This is a genomic window from Williamsia herbipolensis (assembly GCF_000964005.1).
GTDB lineage: Bacteria > Actinomycetota > Actinomycetes > Mycobacteriales > Mycobacteriaceae > Williamsia_A > Williamsia_A herbipolensis.
Map to the genome: position 1 here is coordinate 17,840 of NZ_JXYP01000031.1, position 25,320 is coordinate 43,159.

General features: G+C 69.9%; 25 protein-coding genes. 22 read left to right on the plus strand and 3 right to left on the minus strand.

Annotated elements, in window-relative coordinates:
* Positions 1–13 precede the first annotated feature (13 nt).
* Positions 14–1,486 (minus strand): carboxyl transferase domain-containing protein, encoded by a 1,473-nt coding sequence (locus TU34_RS17020; RefSeq protein ID WP_045824102.1) that lies wholly within the window; start codon positions 1,484–1,486, stop codon positions 14–16.
* Positions 1,487–1,540: 54 nt separating this feature from the next.
* Positions 1,541–3,214 carry a purine-cytosine permease family protein gene (locus TU34_RS17025; RefSeq protein WP_045824103.1) on the minus strand — a complete coding sequence of 558 codons (1,674 nt, stop codon included), beginning with the start codon at positions 3,212–3,214 and terminating at the stop codon, positions 1,541–1,543.
* A gap of 225 nt (positions 3,215–3,439) precedes the next feature.
* Here TU34_RS17025 and TU34_RS17030 point away from each other — a divergent pair, with 225 nt between their 5' ends.
* On the plus strand, positions 3,440–3,826 hold the full coding sequence (locus tag TU34_RS17030; protein ID WP_045824104.1) for a hypothetical protein: 387 nt from the start codon (positions 3,440–3,442) through the stop codon (positions 3,824–3,826).
* Positions 3,827–3,829: 3 nt separating this feature from the next.
* On the opposite strand, the gene TU34_RS17035 is transcribed toward TU34_RS17030, so the two are convergent.
* Positions 3,830–4,561, minus strand: coding sequence for an enoyl-CoA hydratase (locus tag TU34_RS17035; protein ID WP_045824157.1), 732 nt, complete (start codon positions 4,559–4,561; stop codon positions 3,830–3,832).
* Between the two features lie 149 nt (positions 4,562–4,710).
* Between TU34_RS17035 and TU34_RS17040 the strand changes: the two genes are divergently transcribed.
* From TU34_RS17040 to TU34_RS17135, 21 genes are all read left to right on the plus strand, one after another.
* Positions 4,711–6,201, plus strand: a complete 1,491-nt coding sequence (locus tag TU34_RS17040; protein ID WP_052689006.1) for an HNH endonuclease signature motif containing protein — start codon at positions 4,711–4,713, stop codon at positions 6,199–6,201.
* 10 nt (positions 6,202–6,211) lie between these two features.
* Positions 6,212–7,327: a flavin-containing monooxygenase gene (locus tag TU34_RS17045; RefSeq protein ID WP_082080385.1), complete on the plus strand. Its 1,116-nt coding sequence runs from the start codon at positions 6,212–6,214 to the stop codon at positions 7,325–7,327.
* A 48-nt stretch (positions 7,328–7,375) separates the two neighbouring features.
* Entirely contained in the window at positions 7,376–8,041 is a 666-nt protein-coding gene (locus TU34_RS22425) for a GOLPH3/VPS74 family protein (RefSeq protein WP_160298541.1), read from the plus strand.
* 84 nt (positions 8,042–8,125) lie between these two features.
* Positions 8,126–9,136 (plus strand): LLM class flavin-dependent oxidoreductase, encoded by a 1,011-nt coding sequence (locus tag TU34_RS17055; protein WP_203225485.1) that lies wholly within the window; start codon positions 8,126–8,128, stop codon positions 9,134–9,136.
* Between the two features lie 45 nt (positions 9,137–9,181).
* Entirely contained in the window at positions 9,182–10,168 is a 987-nt protein-coding gene (locus TU34_RS23665; RefSeq protein ID WP_045824106.1) for a hypothetical protein, read from the plus strand.
* Positions 10,165–11,004, plus strand: coding sequence for a daptide-type RiPP biosynthesis methyltransferase (gene mpaM, locus TU34_RS17065; RefSeq protein WP_052689008.1), 840 nt, complete (start codon positions 10,165–10,167; stop codon positions 11,002–11,004). The genes TU34_RS23665 and mpaM overlap by 4 nt, the downstream gene beginning before the upstream one ends.
* Positions 11,001–12,281 (plus strand): daptide-type RiPP biosynthesis aminotransferase, encoded by a 1,281-nt coding sequence (gene mpaD / locus TU34_RS17070; RefSeq protein ID WP_045824107.1) that lies wholly within the window; start codon positions 11,001–11,003, stop codon positions 12,279–12,281. The genes mpaM and mpaD overlap by 4 nt, the downstream gene beginning before the upstream one ends.
* Positions 12,278–13,504 carry a daptide-type RiPP biosynthesis dehydogenase gene (gene mpaC, locus TU34_RS17075; RefSeq protein WP_160298542.1) on the plus strand — a complete coding sequence of 409 codons (1,227 nt, stop codon included), beginning with the start codon at positions 12,278–12,280 and terminating at the stop codon, positions 13,502–13,504. Before mpaD ends, mpaC begins: the two co-directional genes overlap by 4 nt.
* Complete coding sequence (gene mpaP, locus TU34_RS17080) at positions 13,504–15,183, plus strand: daptide biosynthesis intramembrane metalloprotease (RefSeq protein ID WP_150116582.1); 1,680 nt, start codon at positions 13,504–13,506, stop codon at positions 15,181–15,183. Before mpaC ends, mpaP begins: the two co-directional genes overlap by 1 nt.
* Positions 15,180–17,696, plus strand: a complete 2,517-nt coding sequence (gene lanKC, locus TU34_RS23670; protein WP_052689010.1) for a class III lanthionine synthetase LanKC — start codon at positions 15,180–15,182, stop codon at positions 17,694–17,696. The genes mpaP and lanKC overlap by 4 nt, the downstream gene beginning before the upstream one ends.
* Complete coding sequence (locus TU34_RS23115) at positions 17,693–18,838, plus strand: glycosyltransferase family 2 protein (protein WP_160298543.1); 1,146 nt, start codon at positions 17,693–17,695, stop codon at positions 18,836–18,838. The genes lanKC and TU34_RS23115 overlap by 4 nt, the downstream gene beginning before the upstream one ends.
* A gap of 3 nt (positions 18,839–18,841) precedes the next feature.
* Positions 18,842–19,015, plus strand: coding sequence for a hypothetical protein (locus TU34_RS24125; RefSeq protein WP_200932733.1), 174 nt, complete (start codon positions 18,842–18,844; stop codon positions 19,013–19,015).
* Positions 19,016–19,069: 54 nt separating this feature from the next.
* Entirely contained in the window at positions 19,070–19,276 is a 207-nt protein-coding gene (locus TU34_RS17095) for a hypothetical protein (protein WP_045824109.1), read from the plus strand.
* A gap of 58 nt (positions 19,277–19,334) precedes the next feature.
* Entirely contained in the window at positions 19,335–19,487 is a 153-nt protein-coding gene (locus tag TU34_RS23945; protein WP_160298544.1) for a hypothetical protein, read from the plus strand.
* A 123-nt stretch (positions 19,488–19,610) separates the two neighbouring features.
* Entirely contained in the window at positions 19,611–19,886 is a 276-nt protein-coding gene (locus tag TU34_RS17105; protein ID WP_045824111.1) for a helix-turn-helix transcriptional regulator, read from the plus strand.
* Positions 19,886–20,593 (plus strand): hypothetical protein, encoded by a 708-nt coding sequence (locus TU34_RS17110; protein WP_065973630.1) that lies wholly within the window; start codon positions 19,886–19,888, stop codon positions 20,591–20,593. The genes TU34_RS17105 and TU34_RS17110 overlap by 1 nt, the downstream gene beginning before the upstream one ends.
* A 56-nt stretch (positions 20,594–20,649) precedes the next feature.
* Positions 20,650–21,546 carry an ABC transporter ATP-binding protein gene (locus tag TU34_RS17115; protein WP_045824166.1) on the plus strand — a complete coding sequence of 299 codons (897 nt, stop codon included), beginning with the start codon at positions 20,650–20,652 and terminating at the stop codon, positions 21,544–21,546.
* Positions 21,543–22,823: an ABC transporter permease gene (locus tag TU34_RS17120; protein WP_045824112.1), complete on the plus strand. Its 1,281-nt coding sequence runs from the start codon at positions 21,543–21,545 to the stop codon at positions 22,821–22,823. Before TU34_RS17115 ends, TU34_RS17120 begins: the two co-directional genes overlap by 4 nt.
* Before the next feature lie 35 nt (positions 22,824–22,858).
* Positions 22,859–23,671: an ABC transporter ATP-binding protein gene (locus TU34_RS17125; protein ID WP_045824113.1), complete on the plus strand. Its 813-nt coding sequence runs from the start codon at positions 22,859–22,861 to the stop codon at positions 23,669–23,671.
* Entirely contained in the window at positions 23,668–24,522 is an 855-nt protein-coding gene (locus TU34_RS17130) for an ABC transporter permease (RefSeq protein ID WP_420835195.1), read from the plus strand. Before TU34_RS17125 ends, TU34_RS17130 begins: the two co-directional genes overlap by 4 nt.
* Positions 24,519–25,319, plus strand: coding sequence for an ABC transporter permease (locus TU34_RS17135; protein ID WP_045824114.1), 801 nt, complete (start codon positions 24,519–24,521; stop codon positions 25,317–25,319). The genes TU34_RS17130 and TU34_RS17135 overlap by 4 nt, the downstream gene beginning before the upstream one ends.
* The last annotated feature ends 1 nt before the right edge of the window (position 25,320 follow it).

Genomic DNA, 25,320 nt, shown 5'->3' on the forward strand with positions numbered 1-25,320 from the left:
GCCCGATTGCGGCTCAGGCGAACCGGCGCATCCGTGCGTCGGTTCGCCGCGCCGGGTCAACCTCCGCGAGTTCGGCCAGCGCCGTGGCGACGGCGTCGCCGATGTCGCGACAGAACGCGACCGGGTCGTCCGCGGGATCGTCGGTCTCGGCCACGACGACGTCGACGAAGCCGTCGGCGAGCAGATCCGCCGCCGAGATCGACTGCGCACGTGCCAGTTCCGGCGCGTGGTCGGTGTCGCGGTGGACGATGACACTGGCCCCCTCGGGCGGTAGCGGCGAGAGCCAGCCGCTGCTGGCGGCGATCACCCGGTCGGCGGGATACAGCGCCAACGCGGCGCCACCCGCGCCCTGACCGAGCACCACCGACACCGTGGCCACCGGCAGCGCGATGAGATCGGCCAGGCAGCGGGCGATCTCACCGGCCAGTCCGCCCTCCTCGGAGTCGCGGGACAGGTCGGCCCCCGGGGTGTCGACGACGGTCACCAGCGGCAGGTCGAGGTCGGCGGCCAGGGCCATGCCCCGCCGGGCGACCCGGAGCGCCGCGGGGCCCAACAGCGATCCGGGCCGCTGCAGCCGACGGTCCTGACCGATCACCACCACTCCCCGACCGCCGATCCGTGCCATCGCCAGCAGCAGTCCGCGGTCGCTCTCCCCCTCGCCGGTGCCACTCAGCGCGACGACGTCGGTCGCGATGTGACGCAGCAGATCTCGCACGCCGGGCCGGTTCGGGTGGCGTGAGGCGAGGACGGCGTCCCAGGCGTCGGGCGCCGCGGGCGCTGCGACAGGGGCGTCCGCGGATCGGGCCGTGACGGTCCGGGATCGGTGGATGCGCAGCAGCGCGTCGACGTACTGCGGCAGGTCGGCGACCGGCGCCACGATGTCGACGAGACCGTGGGCACGCACGTTCTCGGCGCGCTGGACGCCCTCAGGAAACGGTTCACCGGTCAGACCCTCGTACACCCGCGGCCCGAGGAACCCGATGAGTGCTTCGGGTTCGGCGAGGGTGACGTGCCCGAGCGATCCCCAGGAGGCGAACACGCCGCCGGTGGTGGGGTGTCGCAGATGGACGAGGTAGGGCAGTCGGGCCGCCTTGTGGTCGACCACGGCCGCGGCGATGGCCACCATCTGCAGGAACGCCGGGGTCCCCTCCTGCATGCGGGTCCCTCCCGAGGCCGGCAGCGCCAGCAGTGGCAGCCCCTCGGCCGTGGCGCGTCGGACGGCGGCGACCATCCGGCGGCCGGCGGCGCGACCGATCGACCCGGCGAGGAAGCCGAATTCGCTGACCACGACCGCGACACGGTGACCCCGCACGAGTCCCGCACCGGTCAGCAGGGATTCGTCGCCCCCGCTCGTCTCACGCGCCCGGGCGAGATCGGCCGCGTACCGCGGATCGTCGGTCTCGTCCGCAACCGGAGCGTCCCACGACACCCACGTGTCCTCGTCAACGACGACGGCGAGGACCTGCGCAGCACTGCGGGGAGTCATCGACCGATTATGTCAATGCTCCCCGCAGCGCCCGGGCGAAAAGCCCGGTCCGATCTACTTCTGTTCGGGCAGAACGTGTTCGCCGGTCTTGTCACACGACAGCGCCAGCGACGAGATGTATTGCTTCTCGCCGTTCGGGCCGGGCTTGGCCGAGGCGATCATGTCGGGCCGCTCGAACTCGATGCCGGTGACGCAGCACATCAGGCGGGCGTCGGACGGGTTGCCGTTCTCGTCGAGCATCGGCAGGTCGATCCCGTCGTCGGTGCGACGCAGGTAGTACTTGCCCTTCGTCGCGACGGCGAAGATCGGCGGCAGCACCACCGCGAGGACCAGGGCCACGATCGGCGAGTACGGCTGGATGGCGTCGCCGAACACGTGGAAGTAGGTCATGATCGACAGCCCGCCGGCGATCACGACACTGCCGAACCCGACCGGGTTCACGCTGTAGAGCATCCCGCGACGGAACTCGGGCTGCTTGGGCGAGAGCTTCAGCAGGAACTTGTTGATCGCGATGTCGGAGGCGACGGTGGCGATCCACGCGATGCCGCAGTTGGCGTAGAAGTTCAGCAGGTTGTTGAGGAAGCTGAACATGTCGGCCTCCATCAGCACGATGGCGATGGCGACGTTGAACACCAGGAATACGAGTCGACCCGGGTAGGTCTTGGTGACGCGGGTGAAGCTGTTGGTCCACGCCAGCGAACCGGAATAGGCGTTGGTGACGTTGATCTTGATCTGGCTGATGACCACGAGGATCACCGCGAGGGTCAGCGCCAGCCAGTGCGGCATGAAGTCCTCGTAGATGGCGAGGAACTGCTCGACGGGCTGGTTGGCCACGCCGGCCTGGTCGGCGAAGTTGAGGATGAGGTACACCGCGAGGAACAGGCCGACGACCTGCTTGATCGCGCCGAAGAACACCCAGCCCGGACCGGCGGTGAGGACCGCGGCCCACCAGCGGCGGTTGTTCTCGGGGGTCTTGGGCGGCATGAAGCGCAGGTAGTCGATCTGCTCGGCGATCTGGGCGATGAGCGACAGGCAGACGCCCGCGGCCAGCATGGTGCCGGCGAACGACACCCCTTGGCCACCCTTGGCGTCGATACCGCCGCTGTAGGAGAGGAAGTCGCCGACGGCGCTCGGGTGGCTGATGAGCAGGTAGAGGAACGGGAGCACCATCATGACCAGCCACAGCGGGGTGGTCCACACCTGCAGCTTGGCCAGGGTGTTCATGCCGTAGATGACCAGTGGGATCACCAGCACCGACGACACGAGATAGCCCAGCCACAGGGGGATCCCGAGGCCGAGCTTGAGACCCTGGGCCATGATCGAGCCCTCGAGGGCGAAGAAGATGAAGGTGAACGACGCGAAGATGACGTTGGTCAGCACCGAGCCGTAGTAGCCGAAACCGCTACCGCGGGTGATGAGGTCGAGGTCGATGTTGTAGCGCGCGGCGTAGTAGGCCAACGGGTAGCCGGTCAGCACGATGACGACGGCGAAGAACAGGATGCCCCACAACGCATTACCGGTGCCGTTGGCGATACCGATGTTCGCACCGATGGCGAAGTCGGCCAGATAGGCGATGCCGCCGAGCGCCGAGATCGAGACGACACCCGGCCCCCACTTGCGGTAGCTCCGTGGCGCGAACCGAAGGGTGTAGTCCTCCAGCGTCTCTCGTGTCGCCGCGGCCTGCGGTCCGGTGAGAGCCGGATTCGGCTCCACTACTTCCTGGGTCATGCGTTCTCCTCGATCGCGCGTCGCAGTGATGTCCACCCCCTGGCGGGCAATATCGCGACGCTAGAGGCGACGTGTATCCCGAACGGTTCCAGCATGTTTCGAGCACGAAAACTCGCACCCTTTAGCCTTGCGCATGAAAGCCGGGTAGCGTAGAGCAAGTCATCGCAAATGTCGTAGGCTCGTCGAGATCACCGGGCCACGCAGGTCCCCCGAACATCGGAGCTCATGCTGTCCGGCAAGAAGTCCGCCACCACCCTGCCGACGGCCACCGTGTGTCGTGGCTGCTGCTGTGGCACCGCACGCAAACACCCCGACATCGACCACGACGAGCATCTCGACGCCCTGCGCGCGTCGGCGAGCGACGCCGCGCGGGTGCGCACCAGCGATTGCCTCGACGACTGCGCGCGATCGAACGTCATCGTGGTGTCGCCCTCACGGGCCGGTCGGGTGAAGGGCGGGCGCCCGGTCTGGCTGCAGAAGGTGTTGACCGCGTCGGCGATGGCCGAGGTGGGCGACTGGATGCGCGCGGGCGGTCCCGGCATCGCGCCGCCGCCGGCGTCGGTGAAGCGACTCGTCTACCGACCGGGGTCGTCGGTCAAGCGCCTGACGTAGTGCTCAGCGCCCGGTGAACCGAGGGCTGCGCTTCTCGGTCCGTGCGGACCGGCCCTCGGCGAGATCCTCGCTCTCCCAGGCGCGCATCATCGCGGCCGCTCGATCGGTCGGCACCTCGTCGCGGGCGCCGTCGCCGGCGAACACCAGCTTGTAGTGGGCGAGCGTGAGCGGCGCGAGTTCGGCGATGGTCGCCGCCCACTCCTGCGCCATCGCCAGATCGCCGATGCGATTGGCGAAACCCACCGACAGGGCGTGCTCGGCGGTGAGCGGGTCACACCCGATGAGCATCCCGCGCGCGGTGCCCGACCCGACCAGTGAGATGAGGCGACGGATCGTCCACTCGTCGACCGCGACACCGATCTTGGCCGCCGGTATCCCGCACAGTGCGTCGGGCGCCATCACCCGCAGATCGGCGACCATGGCCAGCTGCAGGCCGGCGCCGAGCGCGCTACCGTTCAGCGCCGCGATCACCGGCACCGGCACCGCCTCGATCCGTTGCAGGGCCGACACCAGCTTGGTCAGGAACTCGGGGTCGTAGACCGGACCCGACAGGTCGGCCCCGGCGCAGAACACCCGACCCTCGCCGGTGAGGACGATGGCGCGCGCACCGGCCTCGACAGCGGAGTCGACCGCGGACACCAAGTCGTCCACCATGGCGTGATCGAGCGCGTTGCGCTTGTCCGATCGCTGCAACTCGATGGTGGTGACGGACCCGTTCGACGTGCTCCCGATCATGGTCGTCAGCGTATCGCGCGACACATACCGCGCGGCCGCGACCACAGATCGAGCAGCGACGAGGGGTTTGTGTTCGAACACACTTGCGAATGTCGTATTCCCGAACTAGACTTGTGGCAGTCGATGCATCCGGGGGGGAGGCTGCGCTGGTGGGGAACACTCTGATCGCCAAATATGCTGCGCTGGAATCACTCCTGGCCGAGATCGCCGACGAGTCCACCGACGCCTTGACGGAGTCGGAGATCGCAGAGATCGCGATCACCCACGAACGACTCACGCGCACCATGGGGTCCACCGGACTTCGGCGAATCGCCGACGTGTCCGATCGCGAGGCCTACCGAACGGTGCAGTGCCGCAACCTGATCGAGTTCGTCGGCGAACGTCTGCGGGTCGCAACTCCCAGGAAGAGACTGCGCGAGGTCGCCGAACTGTCGTCGATGCTGTCGATGACCGGCGAACCGTTGCCCCCGCGCTGCCCGGAGACCGCGGCCGCCATGGCCGACGGCGATCTTTCCCATGAGCACGTCATCGCAGTGCTCGACGTCCTCGACAAGGTGCCTGCCGCAACACCTTCGGTCATGCGCGAGGGCGCCGAGGCGCAGCTCGCCGACATCGCCCGCGACTTCGGCCCGCGCGAGATCGCCCGCGCCGGCGCCCGCATCCTCGCCCATCTCGACCCCGACGGCGACCTACCGTCGGACCGCGATCGCGCCCGCAACCGCGGCGTGGGTATCGGCACCCAGGACTCCCTGCTGATGTCGAAGCTCACCGGACATCTCGACCCGATGACACGAGCGCTGTTCGACGTCGTCCTCGCAGCGTGGGCCGCGCCGGGAATGAACAACCCCGACGACGAGCACTCACCGCACGGCGGCAACGACGACGACGGCATCGACCCCGCCCTCCTGCGCGAGGCCGCCGATCGCGACCACCGCTCGCAGTCCCAGCGCAATCACGACGCACTGAAGGCCCTGCTGCAGGCAGCCGTCGACGGCGGGCTTCTCGGCAGCTCCCATCGAGGTCTGCCGCCCCACATCATCGTGTCCATCACCGACACGCAGCTGCGACAGCACGCGGGGATCGCCCACACCGCCACCGGCGCCGACCTCCCCATGACTGACGTGGTCGCGATGGCCGCCACAGCACAGATGCACCTGTCGGTGTTCGAGGACGCCACCGGCGAACCGCTGTTCTACGGTCGCGCCAAGCGGTTGGCGACCCAGGCCCAGCGATTCGTCCTGTTCTCCCAATACGGCGGATGCGGCAAGGCGGGATGTCCCGCACCCTTCGCACACGCTGAGATCCACCATGCCGAAAACGACTGGGCCGATGGCGGTGTCACCGACGTCACCGACCTCGCCCCCGCGTGTGGACCCCACAACCGCGCTGTCGGCGACGGCCCGGGCCAGTTCACGACCGTCAAGATCGACTCCGGGCCCGACCGCGGACGCTACGGCTGGGTACCCAACGGCAGCACCGGCCCACCACGCGCCAACCACCTGCACCGACCCGCGCAGATCGTCGCCGACCACGTGCCACCGGACCCCGTTTCGGAGGCGGTTCAACGACGGTTGCAGTTCCTCATCACCGAGAGCATCAGGCTCCCCCGTGTCCACCGGCAGGCCGCACTCGCTGAGTAGAGTTCTCGTCGTGTCCACCGACGAGCAGCTCGACTGCGTCGTGATCGGTGGCGGCCAGGCCGGACTCTCGGCGGGCTACTTCCTGCAACGCCGTGGCCTGGACGGCCGGTTCGCCATCCTCGACCACGCGCCGTCGTCGGGCGGGGCGTGGCAGTTCCGGTGGCCCACACTCACCCTCGCGGGCGCGAACCACGTCCACGACCTCCCCGGATACGGCCTCGCCGAGGCCCTCGGCGTCGACTGCGACGAGTGGCCCGCGTCGACAGCCGTCGCCGACTACTTCGGGCGCTACGAACGACGATTCGACCTCCCCGTCCGCCGACCGGTCCACGTGAGCGCGGTGCGCCTCGCACCCGGACGCGACCCCGACGACCCCCGGTTCACGGTGACCTCCGGCGCCGGCCCCGGTACCCCGGAGACCACGCTCGAGGCCGCGACCGTGATCAACGCGACCGGCACGTGGGATCGGCCCTTCGTGCCGCACATCCCCGGCGCCGAACGCTTCACCGGCCGCACCCTGCACACCCACGACTACACCGGGCCGCACGAGTTCGACGGACTGCGCGTGCTCGTGGTCGGCGCGGGGATCTCGGCCGTCCAACTCCTCATCGAGATCGCCCGTATCGCAATCGATGTGGAGACCTTCTGGTGCTCTCGCACCGAGCCGGTGTTCGCCGACGGCCCCTTCACCCCCGAGCAGGGCCGCGAGGCCGTCGCCCGGGTGGAACGGCGGGTGCGCGCGGGACTGCCACCGACATCGGTGGTGTCGGTGACCGGCCTCCGGCGCACCCCCGCGATCGCCGCGGCCCAGGCCGACGGGATCCTCGCGTGGCGACCGATGTTCACCCGCATCACCGAGACCGGCGTCGATTTCGCCGACGGAACGCACCTCGACGTCGACGTCATCTTCTACAACACCGGATTCCGCAGTGCGCTCGACCATCTCGCACCGTTGCGGCTGCGCAGCGCAGGCGGTGGGATCACCATGACCGGCCGCCTGGCGACGGTGGTCGCCGCGCAACCGCGAGTCCAACTGCTCGGGTACGGCCCGTCCGCCTCCACCATCGGCGCCAATCGCGCCGGTCGCGAGGCCGCGCGGGTGGTGGCCGAGACGATCGGGACGTGACCGACGCCCTCGAGCTCGAACACGCGTATGCTTAGCCAGACTATGGACATGAACGGTGTCGCCGAGCGATTCATCCTGCTGGCCCTCGATCCGTCCACCGGCGAGCCGCTGACGCAGGCCGGTTTCGCCGACGTGGCAATCGCCGGGGCGTTCCTCGCCGACCTCTCGCTCCGGGATCGGATCGCGATCTCCGACGACAGCGTCGTGGTGACCGACGATTCCCCCACCGGCAGCACCGCACTCGACGCCTGCATCACCACGATCGGCGAGAAGCCCCGCGATGCCGGCGCACTGATCACCGCGTTCTGCCCGATCGCCCATCGCCGACGCGACGAGGTGTTCGTCGAGGCGGAACAGGCCGGCCTCGTGGAGCACCTGACCCGGCGACACCTGTGGCTCTACACGACGCATCGGTACAAGCCCGTCGCCGGATCGTCGCTGGTCCACCTGTTCGCGGAGGTCCAGCGCGCCATCACCTCCCCCGGCGTCTCGATGACGCCGGAGATCGGCGCCCTCATCGCGGTACTCGACGCCGCCCAGATCGCCACCCGTCGCTTCCCCGGGGCCGACCAGCAGCAGATCGAGGCGGCGCGCACCGGCGCCTGGGCGCAATCGGCCGTCCGATCAGCGACAGAACAGATCCAACTGGCCGTGATGGTCGCGCTCACGGCCGCCACCACCGCAGCGACCACGGCGGCAATCACGTCCAACTGAACACATGCTCGATGACCTGGCGGCCTTCCGTTCAGCCTGATCGTTGCCCTGAACCTTTTACTTAACAATGCTATTTTGATCGGCGTGTCCGCTTACGCGTCGCCACCCGAACTGTCGGTGTTGCTGCCGTTCGTGCCACGACGCCCCGAACAGGTGCACCCGTTCTCCTCCCTGGTCCAGTGGACCCGGGCCGCCCGGTTGTGGCAGGGCCATGGAGCCACGATGGACACCTTCGGGACGTTCGCGGCGACCGCGGGCGCAGGATTCCGGGTTCCCGTGGGCGTCGGGGTCACGCTCATGCCGCTACGTCATCCCCTCGACATCGCCCATCAGGCGCGATCGTTGGCGAAGACCACGCAGCACCCCGTGTGCCTGGGTATCGGCCCCGGCGGCCGCGACTTCCAACGGGCCCTGCTCGGGGAGCCGTACCGCAGTCAGATCGGCGCGGTCGGTGAGTACGTCGACATCGTCGCGCGCCTGCTGCACGGTGAGACCGTCGACACCACGGGCGAGTACTTCTCCTGTCACACAGCCCTTCCCGCGGAACCGGTGCCCGACATCGAGGTCGGACTCGGCGTACTGCGTCCGGCCATGGCGCAGCTCGCCGGGCGCAGCGCGGACACCGCCATCACCTGGCTCACCCCTCCGAGCTACCTCGACGAGGTGATCGTCCCCGGGCTCGAGGCCGGGCGCGCGCAGCGTACCGCGGAGTCCACGCCGATCACCGCGACCGACGTACCGTCGCGTCCCCGTGTGGTCGCGATGGTTCCGGTCGCTCTGGATCGCCCGGGCCGTGACCGACACGACGTCGTCGTCGCATCGAGCGGGCGCCACATGGCCGCGCCGCACTACCGCGACATGCTCGATCGCGCCGGGATCGCCATCTCCGGCACCGAGCGGGCCGACACCGAACAGCTCGTCAAGGGAGGCGCTTTCGTGTTCGGCGACGCCGACGAGGTGCACGAGGCCCTGCTCGACTTCGGTCGGGCCGGCGTCGACGAGGTCGTGCTCAACACCGTCGGCGTCTGCGCCGTGAGCGGTATCGGGGCGGCACTGGCCGACCTCGGTGACATCCTCTCGGTGCCGCACCCCTGACCTCCCGACCTCGCCGCCCTGACCGCTGGATCGAAGGAGTACCGGATGACCGCGTCACCGTTCGACATCGCCGCCGCCACCAGGACGCTGCTGGTGGGTGACACGGCATCGGGCACATCGGGTCGGCCCGGGGTGCAGCTCTACGTGGCCGACCCCGAGGGTGTCGCCGTCGCGCGAGCGGCGATCGACCACGTCCCGGCGGCGGTGTTCACCCCCGCCGATCACGTCGACACCATCGCGGCCGCATTCGACCGATCGCCGGTCGTCGGGATCGACGGCGACATCGACGCTTTCGACGATCTGTACCTCGACGCCCACGGTGGCGCGGAGTGGACGCAGGTCGAACCGATCGCCGTGCGGATCCAGGACTACGCCTCGAGCCCATATGTCTCCATTCTCGGGACCACCCTCGTGCGGCTCGATTCCGACGACGACGTCGAGGCGTTCCTCGCCGATGCCGACGCCGCCCACGACGACGGCGTGTTCGCACCGTTCACGATCCACCCCGCGGTGGAGATCGCCGACTCCGGTGAGATCGACGGCCCTGCGACCCGCCTGTGCGTCCACCCCGGCGGTCACCTCTCCGTCTCCCCGTTCGTACCGACGACCGCGGAGTCGACCGCCCCGATGCTCGCCGCGGCGATCGGGGACGACGAGTGGTCGCGGCGCCCGTGGCTGCCGCGGTACCTGCGCGCCATCCGCGCGGTACGTCGGATCGGGGCCAACGGCCATGAAGGGGTGCGGGTCTCGGGCTTCGGCGCCCGGTTGGACAGCCGTGTCGCGCCCACGGGCGCCGACGTGTCCGACGCGCACCGGCCGATCCTCGCCTTCAGCCGCGAGAGGGCGTTCGTCGCCCAGGGCGGCGCGCTCGTCACCTGTTCACTCGAGGCCGGGACCCTCCTCGAACCCCTGCTCGCCGACGACGACGTCACGGAAACGACCGACACCGGGGAATCCCTTCGCCGGCTGCTCGACGCCCTGGCGTCGCAGGGCATCTCTGTCGGCACCCGTTCCGAGGCGGTGGTCGCGTGAGCACCGACATCGCCGACGACAGGACCGTGGCGCCGTCACAGGTCCCCGCCCCACTGCGAGAGCTGTTCGGCGATCGCGCGCGGTTCGTCGACCTCTACGGCGACCCCCGCGGCGCGGCGCTCTACGACGACATCGGGTTCTCCAACACCGCCGAGATCTACGAGATCCTCAGCGCCCTGCGCAAGCGGCCCGGCCCGGTGCTCGAACTGGCCGCGGGCAGCGGACGCATCACCATCCCCCTGCTGCGCGCCCACCACACGGTGACCGCCGTGGACCTCGCGGCGGACATGCTCGCGATCCTCGCCGACCGTATCGCCGCGCTGGGGTCGTCGGCGGGGTCCTGCGACCTCCGTTGCGCCGACATGGTCGACATCGACTGTGCTCCCGCCACGTTCGACTCGGTCGTCATCGCGACCACCTCGGCGTCGTTGCTGACCCCGGAGCAGCGAGCCGAGATGTTCACCGGGATCGCCCGCGCGCTCACCGACGACGGCATCCTGCTGATCTCCACCGTCGACTCGGCCGACGGTCACCGGGAGGGCGGCGACCTCGACATCTCGACGGTCACCGGCAGCAGCGGGACCACCTACCGCATGCACGAACTGTGGCCCGCCCACGCCGACGCCCGCCACCTCGCGGTCGTCGAGATCGACCCCGCCACGGGCGAACCCCGCCACGACACCGAGGTCCACCTCTCGCGGGTCGGGGTGGTGCCGGTGGCGACGCTGACCGACGAGCTGCGATCGAGTGGGTTCGAGGTGCGCCGCGAGCGCGCGATCCGCGACACCGCGGGGACCCGACACCGGTACGTCCTCCTCGAGGCGGCACTGCGATGACCGCGTCGCGGGATGCGCTGTGGCCCGCCCTGATCGACCACAGCCGCCACGGCGACACGGCCATCCGGACGCTCTCCGCCCGCGGCACGCGCATCGAGTTCGACTCGGGGTGGAAGTTGTGCGGCACCAGCGGTCTGTGGAACGTCAACCTCGGGTACGGCAACGAGGTGATCGCCGAGGCGATCACCCATGCCGCCCAGGACGCCTCGTACCTGTCGGTGTTCCGCCACGAGAACGCCTACGCACGGCGGGCGGCCGAGGACCTCGTCGCCTACACCGGCGGCCGATACCCGCGGGTGATGTTCTCGACGTCGGGCGGCGCCGCGAACGACCTCGCGATGAAGCTCGCCCGCCAGTTCCACGCGGTGTCCCCCGCCCGCAACCGCGACCTGTTCGTCTCCCTCGACGGGAGCTTCCACGGACTCACGTTCGGTGGATTCGCGCTCACCGGTGAGGATCTGGGCCAGGCGACCTACGGCGTGGACACCCGCACCATCCGCCACGTCCCACCCAACGACCCGCAGGCGATCACCGACGCGATGCGTCGATTCGGCAACCGGGTCGCCGCAGTGGTCGTCGAACCGGTTCTGGGCACCGGCGCGGTGGTACTCGACGACGAGTTCATCGACACCCTGCTCGGCCTTCGCGAGCAGTACGGGTTCCTGCTCGTGGCCGACGAGGTGGCCACCGGGTTCTGGCGGACCGGCCGACGATTCGCCAGCGATGCGTGGAGCAGCGCACCCGACGTGCTCATCACCTCCAAGGCCCTCACCAACGGCACGTGCGCGGGTGCGGCGGTCCTCGTCGGCGAGCGGATCGACACCGTGTTCGCCGAGACCGGAGCCCTGTTCGTCCACGGCGAGACCCAGGCCGGCACACCGATCACCTGCGCGGCCATCAGCGCCACCCTCGCCGAGATCGATCGCCTCGACATCGCCGGGCGCGCGCCGACCCTCGCCACGGGGATCACCGATCGCGTCGCGTCGTTCGTCGCCGACTCTCCGATCGCAGTGCACCACAAAGGGATCGGCGCCATGCACGCGCTGGCCTTCGCACCGCACGGCGAGCCCCTCGACAACGCACGGGTGCCCGAGCTCGTCGCACGGATCCGTGACGCGGGCGCGGTGGTCCATCCCGGACCCTCGGGGGTGCAGCTGCTGCCGGCGCTGGTCTACTCCGAGGCCGAACTCGACGAGCTGTTCGCCGCGATCTCCACCGGTCTCACCGATGTGCTCGCCGACGACCACACCACCGTCTCGGTCGGTGCACCGTGTTGACCTTCACCCCCGTCCTGCACGGTCTGGCGTCGCTGCAGACGCTGCTGAGGGATCCGGCCGCGTCGCGCGGTGCCGGCGCCCGGGCGATCGTGGCCCTCGACCCGGCTCTGGTGGGATCGGCAGCCCTCGCCGAGCTGACCTCGATGCTGACGTGGTGCGCCATCGACCACGAGATCGTGCCGACCCCACCGGTCGTCGATCTCGACGCCGTGCGCGGTGCCGCCGCGACGTTGGGCGGGGCGTCGCAGGTGCTGTCGCTCGGCGGCGGCTCCACCCTCGACCTGGTGAAGATCGGCCTGCACCTCGGCGCCGTCCCCGGCCTCGGCGACCACCTCGCCCGGTGCGGCCGGGCCGGACTCATCCACCTCGGCGACGACGCCCCGAACCGGCCGCGGCACATCGCGATCCCGACCACCCTGGGTACCGGCGCCGAACGCAGCCCGCGCGCGTGCCTGTCGCTCGACGGCCACAAGCGCCTCCTCGTGGGCGGTGGACTCGCGCCCGACGCGGCGCTTCTCGACGAGCGCGCCACCCGTGACCTCCCGCACCACCTGGTCACCTTCGGCGCGGCCGAGGCGTTCCTCCGCCTCGCGGGGGTGCTCACCGGCGACGTGGCGGCGTGGGCCGACGGTCTCGAGGACCGACTGTCGCTGGAACTGTTGGCGCACACGGTGGAACACGCCGACCGCGCCGCGGCCGCGCAGGGCCCGGTCTCGGGTGATGTACGACTGGCCCTGGCGAAGGCGAGTGCCTGGAGCCAGGCACCGGAGTTCCACCGCGTCGGTCGCGACCCCTTCGCCGCGAAGGGGTGGTACATCGCCAACGAGCTGTCGACGGCGACGGGCGCGACGAAGGTGTCGGCGTTCGGTGGTGTGACCGCCGCACTGTGGGCGCGTCTGCAGGCCGGCGATCTCCGCCTCGGATCGCCGCAGCGCCTGCGCCTCGTGTGGGATCGGGTTCGCGACGCGAGTCCGGGTCTGCCGCACGCACCGGCCGATGGCCTGCGAATCCTGCTCGACCGATGGGGTGTGGCGCCTCTCGCCCCCATGACCGCCTCGCAGAGCGAGGCGGTGGCAGCCGCATGCGATCGGCGGTGGGGGCGTGGACAACCCGCGCTGGGCGGATTCACCCGCAGCGAGCTGGCCGACATCGTCACCGACGCCGCGCCCGGTGTCGGTGCATCGGCACGCGCGGTTGACCTCGCCGTCGGGGCGGTGTCGTGATGGCAGCGGTCGACGAACGTCTGCGCGCACCCGAGCTCGCCGACAACGTCCGCATGCGCGAGATGCCCGACTCCCAGCCGATCCGGTGGGTCATCAGCGCCGGGACCGACCGCTACTTCCGGGTGGGCGCCGACCTCGCCGAACTCGCCCGCGCGCTCGACGGCACCCGAGGCGTCGACGACCTGTGCGCGACCCTCGGCGACCGGTGGGACCGCGACCGGGTCCTGGGCGGACTCGGCGTGCTCGAGACGATGCAGGTGCTCACCGACGACGACGGCGCGAGCCCCCCGACCCGACAGAGCCGCATCCGGTTCATCCCGCCGCTGACCGTCCAGATCTCGCTGATCGGCACCGCGGTCCATCGGATCCTGCCCGGCCCGTCGACCCGGCGCATGGGCACGGCGGCTCGACGACTGTCCGCCGTCACGGCTGCGGTCATCGCCGCGGTCGCAGTGGGATGTTTCGCGACGCTGGTCCCGACGACGATCGATGCACTGGCCACGACGATCGACCTCCGCGTCCTCGCGACCGTGATCGCCGTGTCGCTGGTCGCGACCGCGGTGCACGAGTACATGCACGCGTGGGCACTGAGCCGGTACGGCGGACGCGTGAACCGCATGGGCGTCATGCTCTTCTACCTCGTCCCCGCCTTCTTCTGCGACATCTCCGACGCCTGGACACTGGACTCGCGGCGACGTCGTGTCGTGGTCGCCCTCGCCGGGGGCAGCGTGCAGGCCGTGGTGTTCGCGGCCACGGCGATCGCCGGAGTGTGCGCCCGCCAGGGCGGCGCCGGCGACGACGTCGTCGCGACGCTGGCGCTGGTGTCGGCCACCAGCATCGTGATGGTGGTCGTCAACCTCGTCCCGTTCGTGAAACTCGACGGCTACATCGCCCTCATGAGCGCCACCGACATCCCGAACCTCCGCGACAAGTCCCTCGCCGCGTTCGCCGACCGTGTGCGCGCGGTGCTCTTCGGGACCCACGCCCCGGCACCGCTGCGACGGTGGCTGCCGTGGTTCGGCGGGGCCTGCACTCTCGTCCCGGTGCTCCTGGTGTACCTCGCGGTGTCGAACTGGTCGGGCGCCCTCGCGGCGACCGGAGCGGTCGGCGACACCATCGTGATGCTGCTGACCTGCTACCTGCTGCTCATCGTCGTGGCCGTGATCCGGCGAACGGTGGCCCGGGCCCGCGCGGACGGCGCCGGACTGATGCGCACCGTGGTCGTCGGCGTGCTCGGTGCGGCCGTCGTGGTCGGGGTCCTCGGCGGCGTCGACGTGACCCGCACCGCATCGGTGAGTTACCTGCGCACCGGCGACACGACACTTCTCGTCTCCACCGACCGCGCGACGCTGGCGCGGATCGGGGCGGACCGCGAGGTCACGCTCCTCACCAACGGGGTCGTGCTCCACCATCACGTGGGCCGCGCGGAGACCGGCGCCGGGGTGGAATCGGCCCGCTTCCCGCTGTCGGCGGTGCTGCCGACCCGATCGCCCGACCTGATCACGCCCGGCTACGCCGTCGTCGTCGAGGCATCGCTCGATCCGTCGGCACCGTCGTCGGGCCTCGCGCGTGTCGAGGTCGGTCGGACGTCGCTGGGCCGCGACCTGGTCGGCCGGTACCTCTGGCCGGCGTCGATGCGCGGCGGCGCGACCGACCTGTGGCGGTGGATGACCCGATGATCCCCGTCGAGTACTGCCACCCCGATTCGGTCTTCTTCGAGGCACCGGGCACGCGGCCCCTGCACGACACCTACGGCGAGGGACTGTCGATTCCGTCGCCCTGGACGGTGGGCGTGGGTCCCGACTGGACCATGGTCACCCACCCCGACGCCGTGCTCCCGCCGCAGGGATGGAAGGTCCACGTCTCGGCGACACCCGCGAACGCCACCCAGGTGGTCGGGGTCGCGGCGAAGTACTGCCTCGCCGAGGCGATCCCGTTCAAGTACATCCGCTCACCCGAGGTGCTGCTGCGCCGCAACGGGAAGTACGGATCGCGTTCGGGCAGCGGCAAGTTCGTGACCATCTATCCGCCGGCCGAGCGTCTCGACGACGTGCTGACCGACCTCGGCGGCATGCTCGAGGGTGTCGACGGTCCCTACATCCTCACCGACGTGCGTTGGCGCTCGGGCCCGCTCTACGTCCGCTACGGCGGAATCGCGCCGCCGACGGCCCGCGGCGTCGACGGGCAGGTGCGCCACCTCATCCAGGACGGCACCGGACGATGGGTTCCCGATTCCCGGCGTCCGTTCTTCCGTGTCCCGGAGGGGGTTCCGGTTCCCGAGGTCGTCGCCCGTGCCGTCGCCGACCGCGATCGCGCCACCCTCGGCGACTTCCCCTACACCGTGACCTCCGCGCTGCACTACTCCAACGGCGGTGGCGTGTACCGGGGTACCGACGACCGCACCGGGACACCGGTGCTGATCCGGGAGGCGCGTCCCCTCGCCGGGATCGATCTCGGCGGCAACGACGCCGTCGACCGGTTGCGCGCCGAACACGCCGCACTGACCGCACTGTCCGACATCGACGGCGTCCCCGCGGTGCTCGACCACCGGATGGGTGCCGAGCACCACTACCTGATCCGTGAGTACATCGACGGCGAGACGGTGGAGGCGGTGGCCGCGCGACGTCGGGCCGATTGCGACGCCGAGGATTTCACCGCCTGGGCACGGTCGACACTGTTCGCCGTCGAGTCGCTCGTCGACCGGATCACCGCGCGCTCGATCACCGTCGGCGACCTGCACCCGGGCAACCTGCTCCTCGACACCGACGGCCGGCTGCAGATCATCGACCTCGAGACGGCCTCGACCGCACCCGACGCCGCGCAGATCCAGGCCGCGATCGGATTCGTCGCCCCCGCCGACCGTGTGGGCCCCGCCATCGACCGCTACGCGCTGGCCTGCCTCGCCATCTCGGTGTTCGCGCCCGGACTGCCCGCGACCCTCGCGTGGAACTCCGACGCCGCCGACGTCATCGGCGACGTCCTCACCGCGCGCTTCGGCGTCGGCGACGACGACCTGCGCACCGTGCACGACCGCCTGGGTGCCACCCGCCCGACCGCAGTGCTGAGCCGACCGTCCGACACCGCCCCCGACGCCACGGCGTGCACCGACATCGTCGGTCTGGCACGCGGTGTCGTCGCGCGGGCCCGCGACTCCGGTGACGATCGCCGATTCCCGGCCGATCCCGGCGCCGACGCCACCCCGGAGGGACCGCTGTCGCTCGCGCACGGTGCCGCCGGGGTGATCGGCGCACTGGACCGCGCCGGTGTCGACACCACCGACCACGTCGACTGGCTCGTCGAGAGGGTCGAGCGCGTCCTCACCCGCGCGCCCGGTGACCTCGGATGGGGGCTCTACAACGGACTCGGCGGGGTGTTGTGGACGCTGCTCGATCGCGCCGACACCCACGACGACCCGCGCGGCCGCGTCGCCGCCTCGGCCCTCACCGCACACCTTCTCGCCGTCGACCGCGCGACGGCCCCGCTGACCGGAGCGCTCTACGGGGGCCTCGCGGGGATCGGGCTCACGATCCTGCGCGCCGAGAGGAGCACGCCCACCGCCGAACTGCGCGATCGCGCCCACCAGATCTTGGCCCGGATCCGCGAGATCGGGCCCGGCGCCGGGCCCCGTGCGCACGGGCTGATGCAGGGCGCGAGCGGTGCGGCGCTGTTCGCGACCGCTCTCGCGTGCCGATCCCGCGACCCCGAACTCCTCGACCTCGCCGTGGAGTGGATCGACCGCGATCTCGACGGACTCGACGCACGGATCATGCGCCCGACGCTCGCCGCCGACCTCGGTGTCGCGCTGCCCCTGCTGGGCCTGCTCTCGACTCCGACGGCGCCACAACCCATCCGGGACCGACTCGACGCGCTGCTCGCACATGTGCCCGCTCATCACGTCGCCGACGGCGCCGGACTCTTCCACGGGTGGGCGGGTGCCGCGACCGTACTGGGTGCAGCGCACGCACACGACATCGCCGACGCCGAGCGCCTGCGGCCCGTGTACGGCACCGACGTCCTGCGCGCCTATTCCGTCCGCATCGACACCGGGGTCGCGGTGCTGGGGTCGGCGAATCTGCGGTTGTCCGACGATCTCGCGACCGGGACCGCTGGGGTGATCGCCGCGCTCACCGGACTGCGGTCGGGGGCCGTCGGCCTCCCCGGCCTCGACACCGCACCGGGGGCACGGTGGTGACCGCGACCGGCGCACCGACGGTCTCGGTGATCTGCCCGACCCACAACCGGTCGACGGCGATCATCCCGACCATCGCATCGGTGCGCGCCCAGACGTTTCGCGACTGGCAGCTCGTCGTGGTGTCCGACGGCAGCACCGACGACACCGACTCCGTGGTCTCCGAGATCGCCCGCGCCGACCACCGCGTGGTGGTCGCCCGCATCGATCACCACGGCCATCCGTCACCGGCCCGCAACGCGGGCATCGACCTCACCGACGGTCCGATCGTCGCCTACCTCGACCACGACGACCGATGGCACCCCGAGCACCTGCAGCGTGTGGTCGACGTCGTCACCGGCGGAGCGGATCTCGTGGCGACCGGCGGCCGGTACGTCGACACCACCGGGGCGACGACGTTCGCGACCTCCGCGGGCAACGCGGTGTGGCATCCCGAGATGCAGCTGCTGGGACCGATGTTCGAGCCGTCACGCTTCGCCCACCGCCGCGAGCTGCTCGCGCGCAGCGGCCCGTGGAGGACCGGGCCCGGCGTGGAGGACTGGGATCTGTTGCTGCGCATGTCCGATGCCGACGCCCGGTTCGCCACCCTCGCCGCACGCACCGTCGACATGCTGACCTCGACCTCGGCTCGGCGCGGCCGCATCCGTCTGCGCCACCACGTGCCGCTGGCGACGTTCGCCACGGCCCGCCTCGCGCGGGCGGCGGCCGACCGGCTCACCGCGCCCGGCGCGGTCGCCTCGCTGCGCGCCGCCTACACCGCCGACGTCACCGCGTGGTTCGACCGTCTGCGTGACGGCCCCCGACTCGTGCTGCCACTCGACGCCGACGCAGACCTCGCCGTGGAGGAGTGGCGTCGCACGCGCCACGACCCCGTCGACCTCGGACCGCTCGCGGTCGTCGCCGATGAGGGCCGCTACAGCGTGGCCCAGCCGGTGGCCTGCGTGACCGCCGACCACGCCTCGCGGATCACCGCTGCGGCACAGACCATCCGGACCCACCAGCGCCGTGTCATCGCCGACCTCTGCGGCGATCTCGACACGACGACACCCGAACCCGCGGTACGGCCTGCGCCGCACCGCGCCACACACGTCCGTCCCGGGCGACGGCTGCAGCCCGCAGTCGGTTCGATAACGAAGGAAAGGTAGGAGATGAAGTCACCGCACGGAAACCCGAAGTCGATCGAGCTCGCTCTGCAGGAGTTCGAGGTCGAACAGCTCGACGATCTGGACGCCCCCGGTTGGAGTGACGCCCTGAGCGCGATCGGCGGCCTCAGCGTCGGCGGAGCGATCAGCTACTCGGCGGCCGTGTCGATCCTGACGTGATGCCCCGGTGCAGCGCATCCCGCGCTGCACCCACCGTCCAGAAAAGGATTCGCCATGTCGAAACCGGATTCGTCAGGATCACAACCGGCAGTTGTCGCTCTCGTCCTCGCCCTCGTCGTCGGTGCCGCGGTCTCGGTGACCTACGCACTGTCGGCCGGGTCGACGATCGCGTTGCCGGTCATGATCGTCGTCGACGTCGCCGTGATCGCACTCGTCTTCACGGCACTGTTCTACGTCCGGGCGCGCCGATCGCGTTCGTGACGACCACCGCACCACATCATCGACGGGTGTGACCCGTCGTCGGCAACAGGAGAACACCATGACCAGCAAGACCACCGAGCTCGCCCTGCAGGAGTTCGACGTCGAACAGCTCGAGGACCTCGACGCCATGGACTGGGGAACCAGCTTCGCGACGAGCCTGGGCGCCGGCGCCGCGGTCAGCGCCGCGATCTCGATCGCCGCTCTGACCTAGGTCGATCCCGACGCGTTGTACGGCGTCAGGGGCGGGTGTCACGCACACCCGCCCCTGACGTCTTTTCCACCATTTTGTTGTCGAGCATTGACATTGTGTTGTGTTTTCCTAATACTCAGTTGGGTGAGCCCAGTACGTCGCGGAGCACAGCTCCCCATCTACAACCGCATCGGCGTGTTGCGCGCCGAGCGGCGTATGACCCGCGCGGCGCTCGCCGATCTCGTGGGGATCAACGTGCAGTCGGTGGGCGCACTCGAACGCGGTGACAACTACCCCAGCCTCGATCTGGCGTTCCGGATCTGCGCCGTGTTCGAGCTGCCCGTGGAGGCCGTCTTCAGCCGCACCGAGTTCACCGCGATGTCGGCCGAGCTCTACTCGAACCGAAACGGAGCACACTGATGACCGATCCGCACTCGGCGATCCCGGAGCACGCGCAGCCACAGAGCTGGCGACGCTACGAGAACTGGCGCGCGCGACGGTACGAACGTCTGCTCGCCAAGAACGCCACCAGGTGGCCGCGGCTGCGGAACCGTCGCTGGTTCCGGCGGTTGGTGGTTCTTCTCGCGATGTTCCTCCTCCTGCTGCTGGTGGCCGCGGTCATCGCGTTCTTCACCAACGAGTGGTTGTTCTTCATCCCGTACCTGGTCTCGCTGTCGGGCATCCTCGCGACCTTGGTGCTGCTCAAGACGGTGACCGGTTCGGTGGCCGACGCACCGGTGTCGGCACTCGACGAGATCCAACTGGCGCAACGCAACTCGGCCCGGTCGATCGGCTATCTCGTGCTGTTCACGCTGTCGTTCATCCCGTTCATGATGCTGATCGTCATGGGTTCGGCGTTCACGCTGGTCTCCGGGCGCAACGTGTACGGCATCGGCGTCCTGCTCATCACCACCACACTCATCGGGACCTGTACCCCCACCATGCTGACCTCGTGGTGGATGACCGATCCCGACCCCGAGGACTTCGATGAGCTCGACGAGTTCGGCGAGAGCTCGACCGTCGAGGAGCAGCCCGGCCCCGCTGATCCGCCAGGCCCGCCGACTCCCATTGCGACGCAACCGCATCCGACCGCACACGACGACCCACCCACACCGGCGACATGGTGACGCCCGCCGCGGTGCACCGACCACGACCATCCGCGCTCGACCGAGAGAGGACGATCATGACCCACCCGCTCATCATCGACGGCCTGACCAAGAGATACGGCGATCTCGTCGCCCTGGCCGACATGACCTTCACCGTGCACCCTGGCGAGATCTTCGGCTTCGTGGGCAGCAACGGTGCCGGCAAGTCGACCACCATGCGCATCATCCTCGGTGTGCTCGCCGCCGACTCCGGACGTGTGCTGCTCGGTGACCGACCCATCGACCTGGAGATGCGTCGCCAGATCGGGTACATGCCCGAGGAGCGCGGCCTGTACCCGAAGATGAAGGTGGGAGAACAACTCCGGTTCCTCGCCGAGCTGCACGGGCTGTCGACCGCCGACGCCCGCGACAACGTCGAACGGTGGGTCGCACGGCTCGGCATCGCCGAACGCATCGACGACAACGTCGGCGACCTGAGCCTCGGCAACCAGCAGCGCGCACAGTTGGCCGCGGCACTCGTGCACGAGCCGTCGGTGCTGGTGCTCGACGAGCCGTTCTCCGGCCTCGACCCGGTCGCGGTCGACGTGATGAGCGACGTGCTCAAGGAGAAGGCGGCCGAGGGTGTGCCCGTGGTGTTCTCGAGTCATCAGCTCGATCTGGTGCAGCGGCTGTGCGACCGCGTCGGCATCATCACCAAGGGCAGCATGCGCGCGCTGGGCACCGTCGACGAACTCCGCGGCCGCGGCGGCGTGACCCTCCACGTCACCGGCCCCGACACCTCCACGCGGTGGGCCGACGGCCTGCCCGGTGTCATCGACGTCGACTACCGCGGCGCCGACAGCTTCCTCACGCTCGACGCCGGCGCCGACGACCAGCAGATCCTGGCCGCGGCCATGTCCCACGGGCCGGTGCACCGCTTCGCCACCAGCCTTCCCCACCTGACCGATCTGTTCCGAGAGGTTGTATCCGCATGAGCACCACAGGCCAGAACGCCCCCTCCTCCACCCGGCTCGGCGCCTCCCGCGCGGTGTCGCTGATCGCGCGTCGCGAGATCAGCACCCGCGTACGCGCCCGCTCGTTCCTCATCACCAACGCACTGCTCCTCGTGGTGATCATCGGCGGACTCATCGTCGCGTCGATCTTCACCGGGGGTGACGACAAGCCCGAGAAGATCGGCGTCGTCGGCACCAACACCGCGCTGTCGCAGTCGATCACCGCCGCAGGGCAGGTCACGGGCACGAAGGTCGAGATCGTCCCGCTCGCCGATGCCGCGCAGGCACGCACCCAGGTCGACGCGGGTGACGTGTCGGTGGCCGTGGCCCCCGGACAAGCCGGCGGGGCCGCGTTCAACGCCGTCACCAAGGACGGTCTCTCGGGTACCTCGGAGACCATCGTGCGGACCGCGATCGCCCAGCTCGCCCAGCAGCAGGCGCTGGCGCGCAACAACATCGACCCCGCGGCGTTCGCCGCGGCCCAGCAGGCCGGCAACCGACTGGACGTCACCGAGACCACACCGGCCAAGGCCGACGAGGGCCAACGCCTGGCCATCGCCTACGTGGGCGTGATCCTGCTGCTGTTCGCGATCATGACCGGTGGCGGAATGGTGTCGGCCGGTGTCGTGGAGGAGAAGACCTCGCGTGTGGTGGAGCTGCTACTCGCCACCATCCGTCCGCTCCACCTGCTGTGGGGCAAGATCCTCGGCATCGGCGCGATCACCTTCGGACAGCTCGTGGTCCTCGGTGGCGCCGGGTTGATCACCGCATCGGTGACCGGTCTGCTCACCGTGCCCGGCGCGGCGGTGTCGATGCTGGCAGCGGTGGTGGTGTGGTTCCTGCTCGGCTTCCTGTTCTTCGCGACCCTCTACGCCGCGACCGGCGCGATGGTGTCGCGACAGGAGGAACTCGGCTCGACGGCGGCACCTATGACCATCCTGTCGCTGGGCGTGCTCTACGCCGGCATCTTCGGCATCAACGCGCTCGACTCCACCTTCATCAAGGTGCTCAGCTGGATCCCACCGTTCTCGGCGTCGCTCATGCCGATGCGGATCGCCGCCGGTGAGACCGACACCGTCCAGGTGATCGGCACCGTGGTGATCATGGTCGTCGCGTGCCTCGCCGCGGTCTGGGCCGCATCGCGCATCTACCAGCGGTCGATCCTGCAGACCGGCTCGAAGGTGCGGTGGGCCGACGCCCTCAAGGGATCGGCGGGTTCGGCGCCGGCGCCCGAGAAGGTCGGCGTTACACAGGGTTAACAGCACAGCAACCACCGGCACCTAGCGTCGCCCCCATGGTTGCTCCCCACCCGTCCGTCGGTACCCGTCCCCCTGGGACGGGTATCGACGTCTCCGGGCTCACCAAGGTGTTCGGGTCGCGATCGTCGACGGTGACCGCGCTCGACGACGTGACCCTGCAGACCCCCGAGGGTTCCTTCCTCGCCCTGCTCGGCCCCTCGGGCTGCGGCAAGTCGACGGTGCTGCGCATCCTCGCGGGCCTCGAACAGGCCAGCGGCGGCACGGCGCTGATGAACGGGAAGTCCCCGCGCGACCTGCAGCGCGACCACGGTCTGGGGATCGCCTTCCAGGACTCGGCCCTGCTGCCGTGGCGCAGTGTCGCCGCCAACATCAAGCTTCCGCTGCAGGTCGCGGGCCTACCTGTCGACGACGGTCTCGTCGCGGAGCTCATCGACCTGGTCGGGCTGACCGGCTTCGAGAAGGCGAAGCCCGCCACCCTCTCGGGCGGTATGCGTCAGCGGGTCTCGATCGCTCGTGCCCTCGTCGTCCGGCCGACCGCGCTGCTCCTCGACGAACCGTTCGGTGCGCTCGACGACATGACACGCCAGCGCCTCAACATCGAGCTGCTCCGCATCTGGACCGAGAAGCCGGCGACCACCCTGATGGTCACGCACGGTATCGCCGAGGCGGTGTTCCTCTCCGACGAGGTCGCGGTGATGAGCCCGCGCCCGGGACGCGTCATCGAGGTGTTGCCCATCGACCTGCCGCGACCCCGCGTGCCGGAGATGATGCGCACGCCGGAGTTCCACGCCCTCCACGATCACCTGAGCGGACTGCTGTTCGGCGCTGCCGCCCCGGCCCAGACATGAGTTCGATCGACACGAGCACCGCGATCGAGGGCGTTCCCGTTCCGGGGGCGCGATGGGGAGGACTGCGGAGCGCCGGATCACGCTGGGGCGCAGGCGTCGCCGGACTCATCGCCGTCATCGCCGTGTGGACCATCGCCGGTGTCGCGCGATGGTTCTCCGGCACCATCCCGACGCCGTTGGCGGTGATCGACGCGCTCGGCGAGCAGGGCTCGCAGTTCTACTCCACCAACGTCACACCCACCGTCGAGCTGGCGCTGCGCGGATTCCTGTGGGGCAACCTGCTCGCGATCGTGGTGGCGCTGCTGGTGGTCGTGATCCCACTGATCGAGGGCCTGGCAACGCAACTCGCCATCATCAGCTACTGCACGCCCCTCATCGCGGTGGCGCCGATCATCCAGGTCGCGTTCGCCGAGGTGCAGACGATGATCGTGTTCCTGGCGGCGATCTCGGTGTTCTTCACGACGATGATCGGCACACTGACCGGTCTGCGGTCGCCTCCGCAGGCCGGGCTCGACCTGGTGCGCGTGCACGGAGGCGGGGTGTTCGCGCAGCTGGTGCGGGTGCGTGTCGTCGCGGCCCTGCCGAACATCCTCGGCGCAGTGAAGATCGCCGCCCCGGCCGCCGTGCTGGGCGCGGTGCTCGGCGAGTTCCTGTCGATGCCCGAACAGGGCATCGGCCCGGCGATGATCCTCGCCCAGCAGAGTGCCGCGATACCGCAGGTGTGGGCGATCGCCCTCATCGCCGGCGCCGTGGCCGGCATCGGCTACGCGATCGTCGCGGTGGTGTCGATCTTCGTGACCCGCTGGGCCACCGGGAAATCGGTGCGGTCCGGATCGGGTGTGGGCCGATGACCCGCTCCTCCGTCTTCTCCACGACCACCCGCTTCCTCGGCGCGCTCGTCGGCTCGCTGGTGCTGATCGTCGTCATCTGGTCGCTGTTCCTCCTGGCGTTCCCCGACATCGGGCCCATCATCGGTCGCACCCCGATCGACGTGTTCGAGTTCCTCGTCTCCGGTTCGGACGCCGCGTCGCAGAGGTCGGCGATCTTCGACGACCTGTGGATCACGCTCGGTGACACCGGGATCGGGTTCGTGACCGGCATGGTGGCGGCCATCGTGGTCGCCGCGGTGTTCGTGATGTTCCGCCCCGCGGCGCAGACGTTCATGCCGCTCGCGATGTTGCTGCGATCGGTCCCGCTGGTCGCGATGACGCCGCTGATCACCATGATCGTCGGCCGCGGACCGGCGTGTGTGGCCGTGATGGGCGGTATCATCGTGTTCTTCCCCGCCCTGGTGATGATCATGACCGGACTGAACAACGCGCCGCGGCAGATCAGCGACGTCATCACCGCATACGGCGGAACCCGGTTCACGACCATGCGAATGGCGTCGCTGCCCTCGGCCGTGCCCGCGCTGTTCGCCGCGGCGAAGGTGTCGGTGCCCGGCGCGATGATCGGTGCGACGGTCAGCGAATGGCTGGGCACCAACAAGGGTCTCGGCGCCAGCCTGCAACAGGCGCTTCCCGCCGCCGCCTACGACGAACTGTGGGCGTCGGTCGTCGTCATCACCGTCAGTTCCATCGTCCTCTACGCCATCGTCGGCGTCATCGAGAACATCGTGCTCGCCCGCATGGGCACCGAACCCACCTGAG

Bases quoted from the DNA above. Each gene is read 5' to 3' on its own strand.
- TU34_RS24125 (WP_200932733.1), top strand. From the start codon at position 18,842: ATGAAGTCACCGCACGGAAACCCGAAGTCGATCGAGCTCGCTCTGCAG.
- TU34_RS17120 (WP_045824112.1), top strand. From the start codon at position 21,543: ATGAGCACCACAGGCCAGAACGCCCCCTCCTCCACCCGGCTCGGCGCC.
- TU34_RS17130 (WP_420835195.1), top strand. From the start codon at position 23,668: ATGAGTTCGATCGACACGAGCACCGCGATCGAGGGCGTTCCCGTTCCG.
- TU34_RS17095 (WP_045824109.1), top strand. From the start codon at position 19,070: ATGTCGAAACCGGATTCGTCAGGATCACAACCGGCAGTTGTCGCTCTC.
- TU34_RS22425 (WP_160298541.1), top strand. From the start codon at position 7,376: ATGAACGGTGTCGCCGAGCGATTCATCCTGCTGGCCCTCGATCCGTCC.
- mpaP (WP_150116582.1), top strand. From the start codon at position 13,504: ATGGCAGCGGTCGACGAACGTCTGCGCGCACCCGAGCTCGCCGACAAC.
- TU34_RS17110 (WP_065973630.1), top strand. From the start codon at position 19,886: ATGACCGATCCGCACTCGGCGATCCCGGAGCACGCGCAGCCACAGAGC.
- TU34_RS17115 (WP_045824166.1), top strand. From the start codon at position 20,650: ATGACCCACCCGCTCATCATCGACGGCCTGACCAAGAGATACGGCGAT.
- TU34_RS17125 (WP_045824113.1), top strand. From the start codon at position 22,859: ATGGTTGCTCCCCACCCGTCCGTCGGTACCCGTCCCCCTGGGACGGGT.
- TU34_RS17030 (WP_045824104.1), top strand. From the start codon at position 3,440: ATGCTGTCCGGCAAGAAGTCCGCCACCACCCTGCCGACGGCCACCGTG.
- TU34_RS17035 (WP_045824157.1), bottom strand. From the start codon at position 4,561: ATGATCGGGAGCACGTCGAACGGGTCCGTCACCACCATCGAGTTGCAG.
- mpaD (WP_045824107.1), top strand. From the start codon at position 11,001: ATGACCGCGTCGCGGGATGCGCTGTGGCCCGCCCTGATCGACCACAGC.
- TU34_RS23665 (WP_045824106.1), top strand. From the start codon at position 9,182: ATGACCGCGTCACCGTTCGACATCGCCGCCGCCACCAGGACGCTGCTG.
- lanKC (WP_052689010.1), top strand. From the start codon at position 15,180: ATGATCCCCGTCGAGTACTGCCACCCCGATTCGGTCTTCTTCGAGGCA.
- TU34_RS17135 (WP_045824114.1), top strand. From the start codon at position 24,519: ATGACCCGCTCCTCCGTCTTCTCCACGACCACCCGCTTCCTCGGCGCG.
- TU34_RS17020 (WP_045824102.1), bottom strand. From the start codon at position 1,486: ATGACTCCCCGCAGTGCTGCGCAGGTCCTCGCCGTCGTCGTTGACGAG.
- TU34_RS23945 (WP_160298544.1), top strand. From the start codon at position 19,335: ATGACCAGCAAGACCACCGAGCTCGCCCTGCAGGAGTTCGACGTCGAA.
- TU34_RS17025 (WP_045824103.1), bottom strand. From the start codon at position 3,214: ATGACCCAGGAAGTAGTGGAGCCGAATCCGGCTCTCACCGGACCGCAG.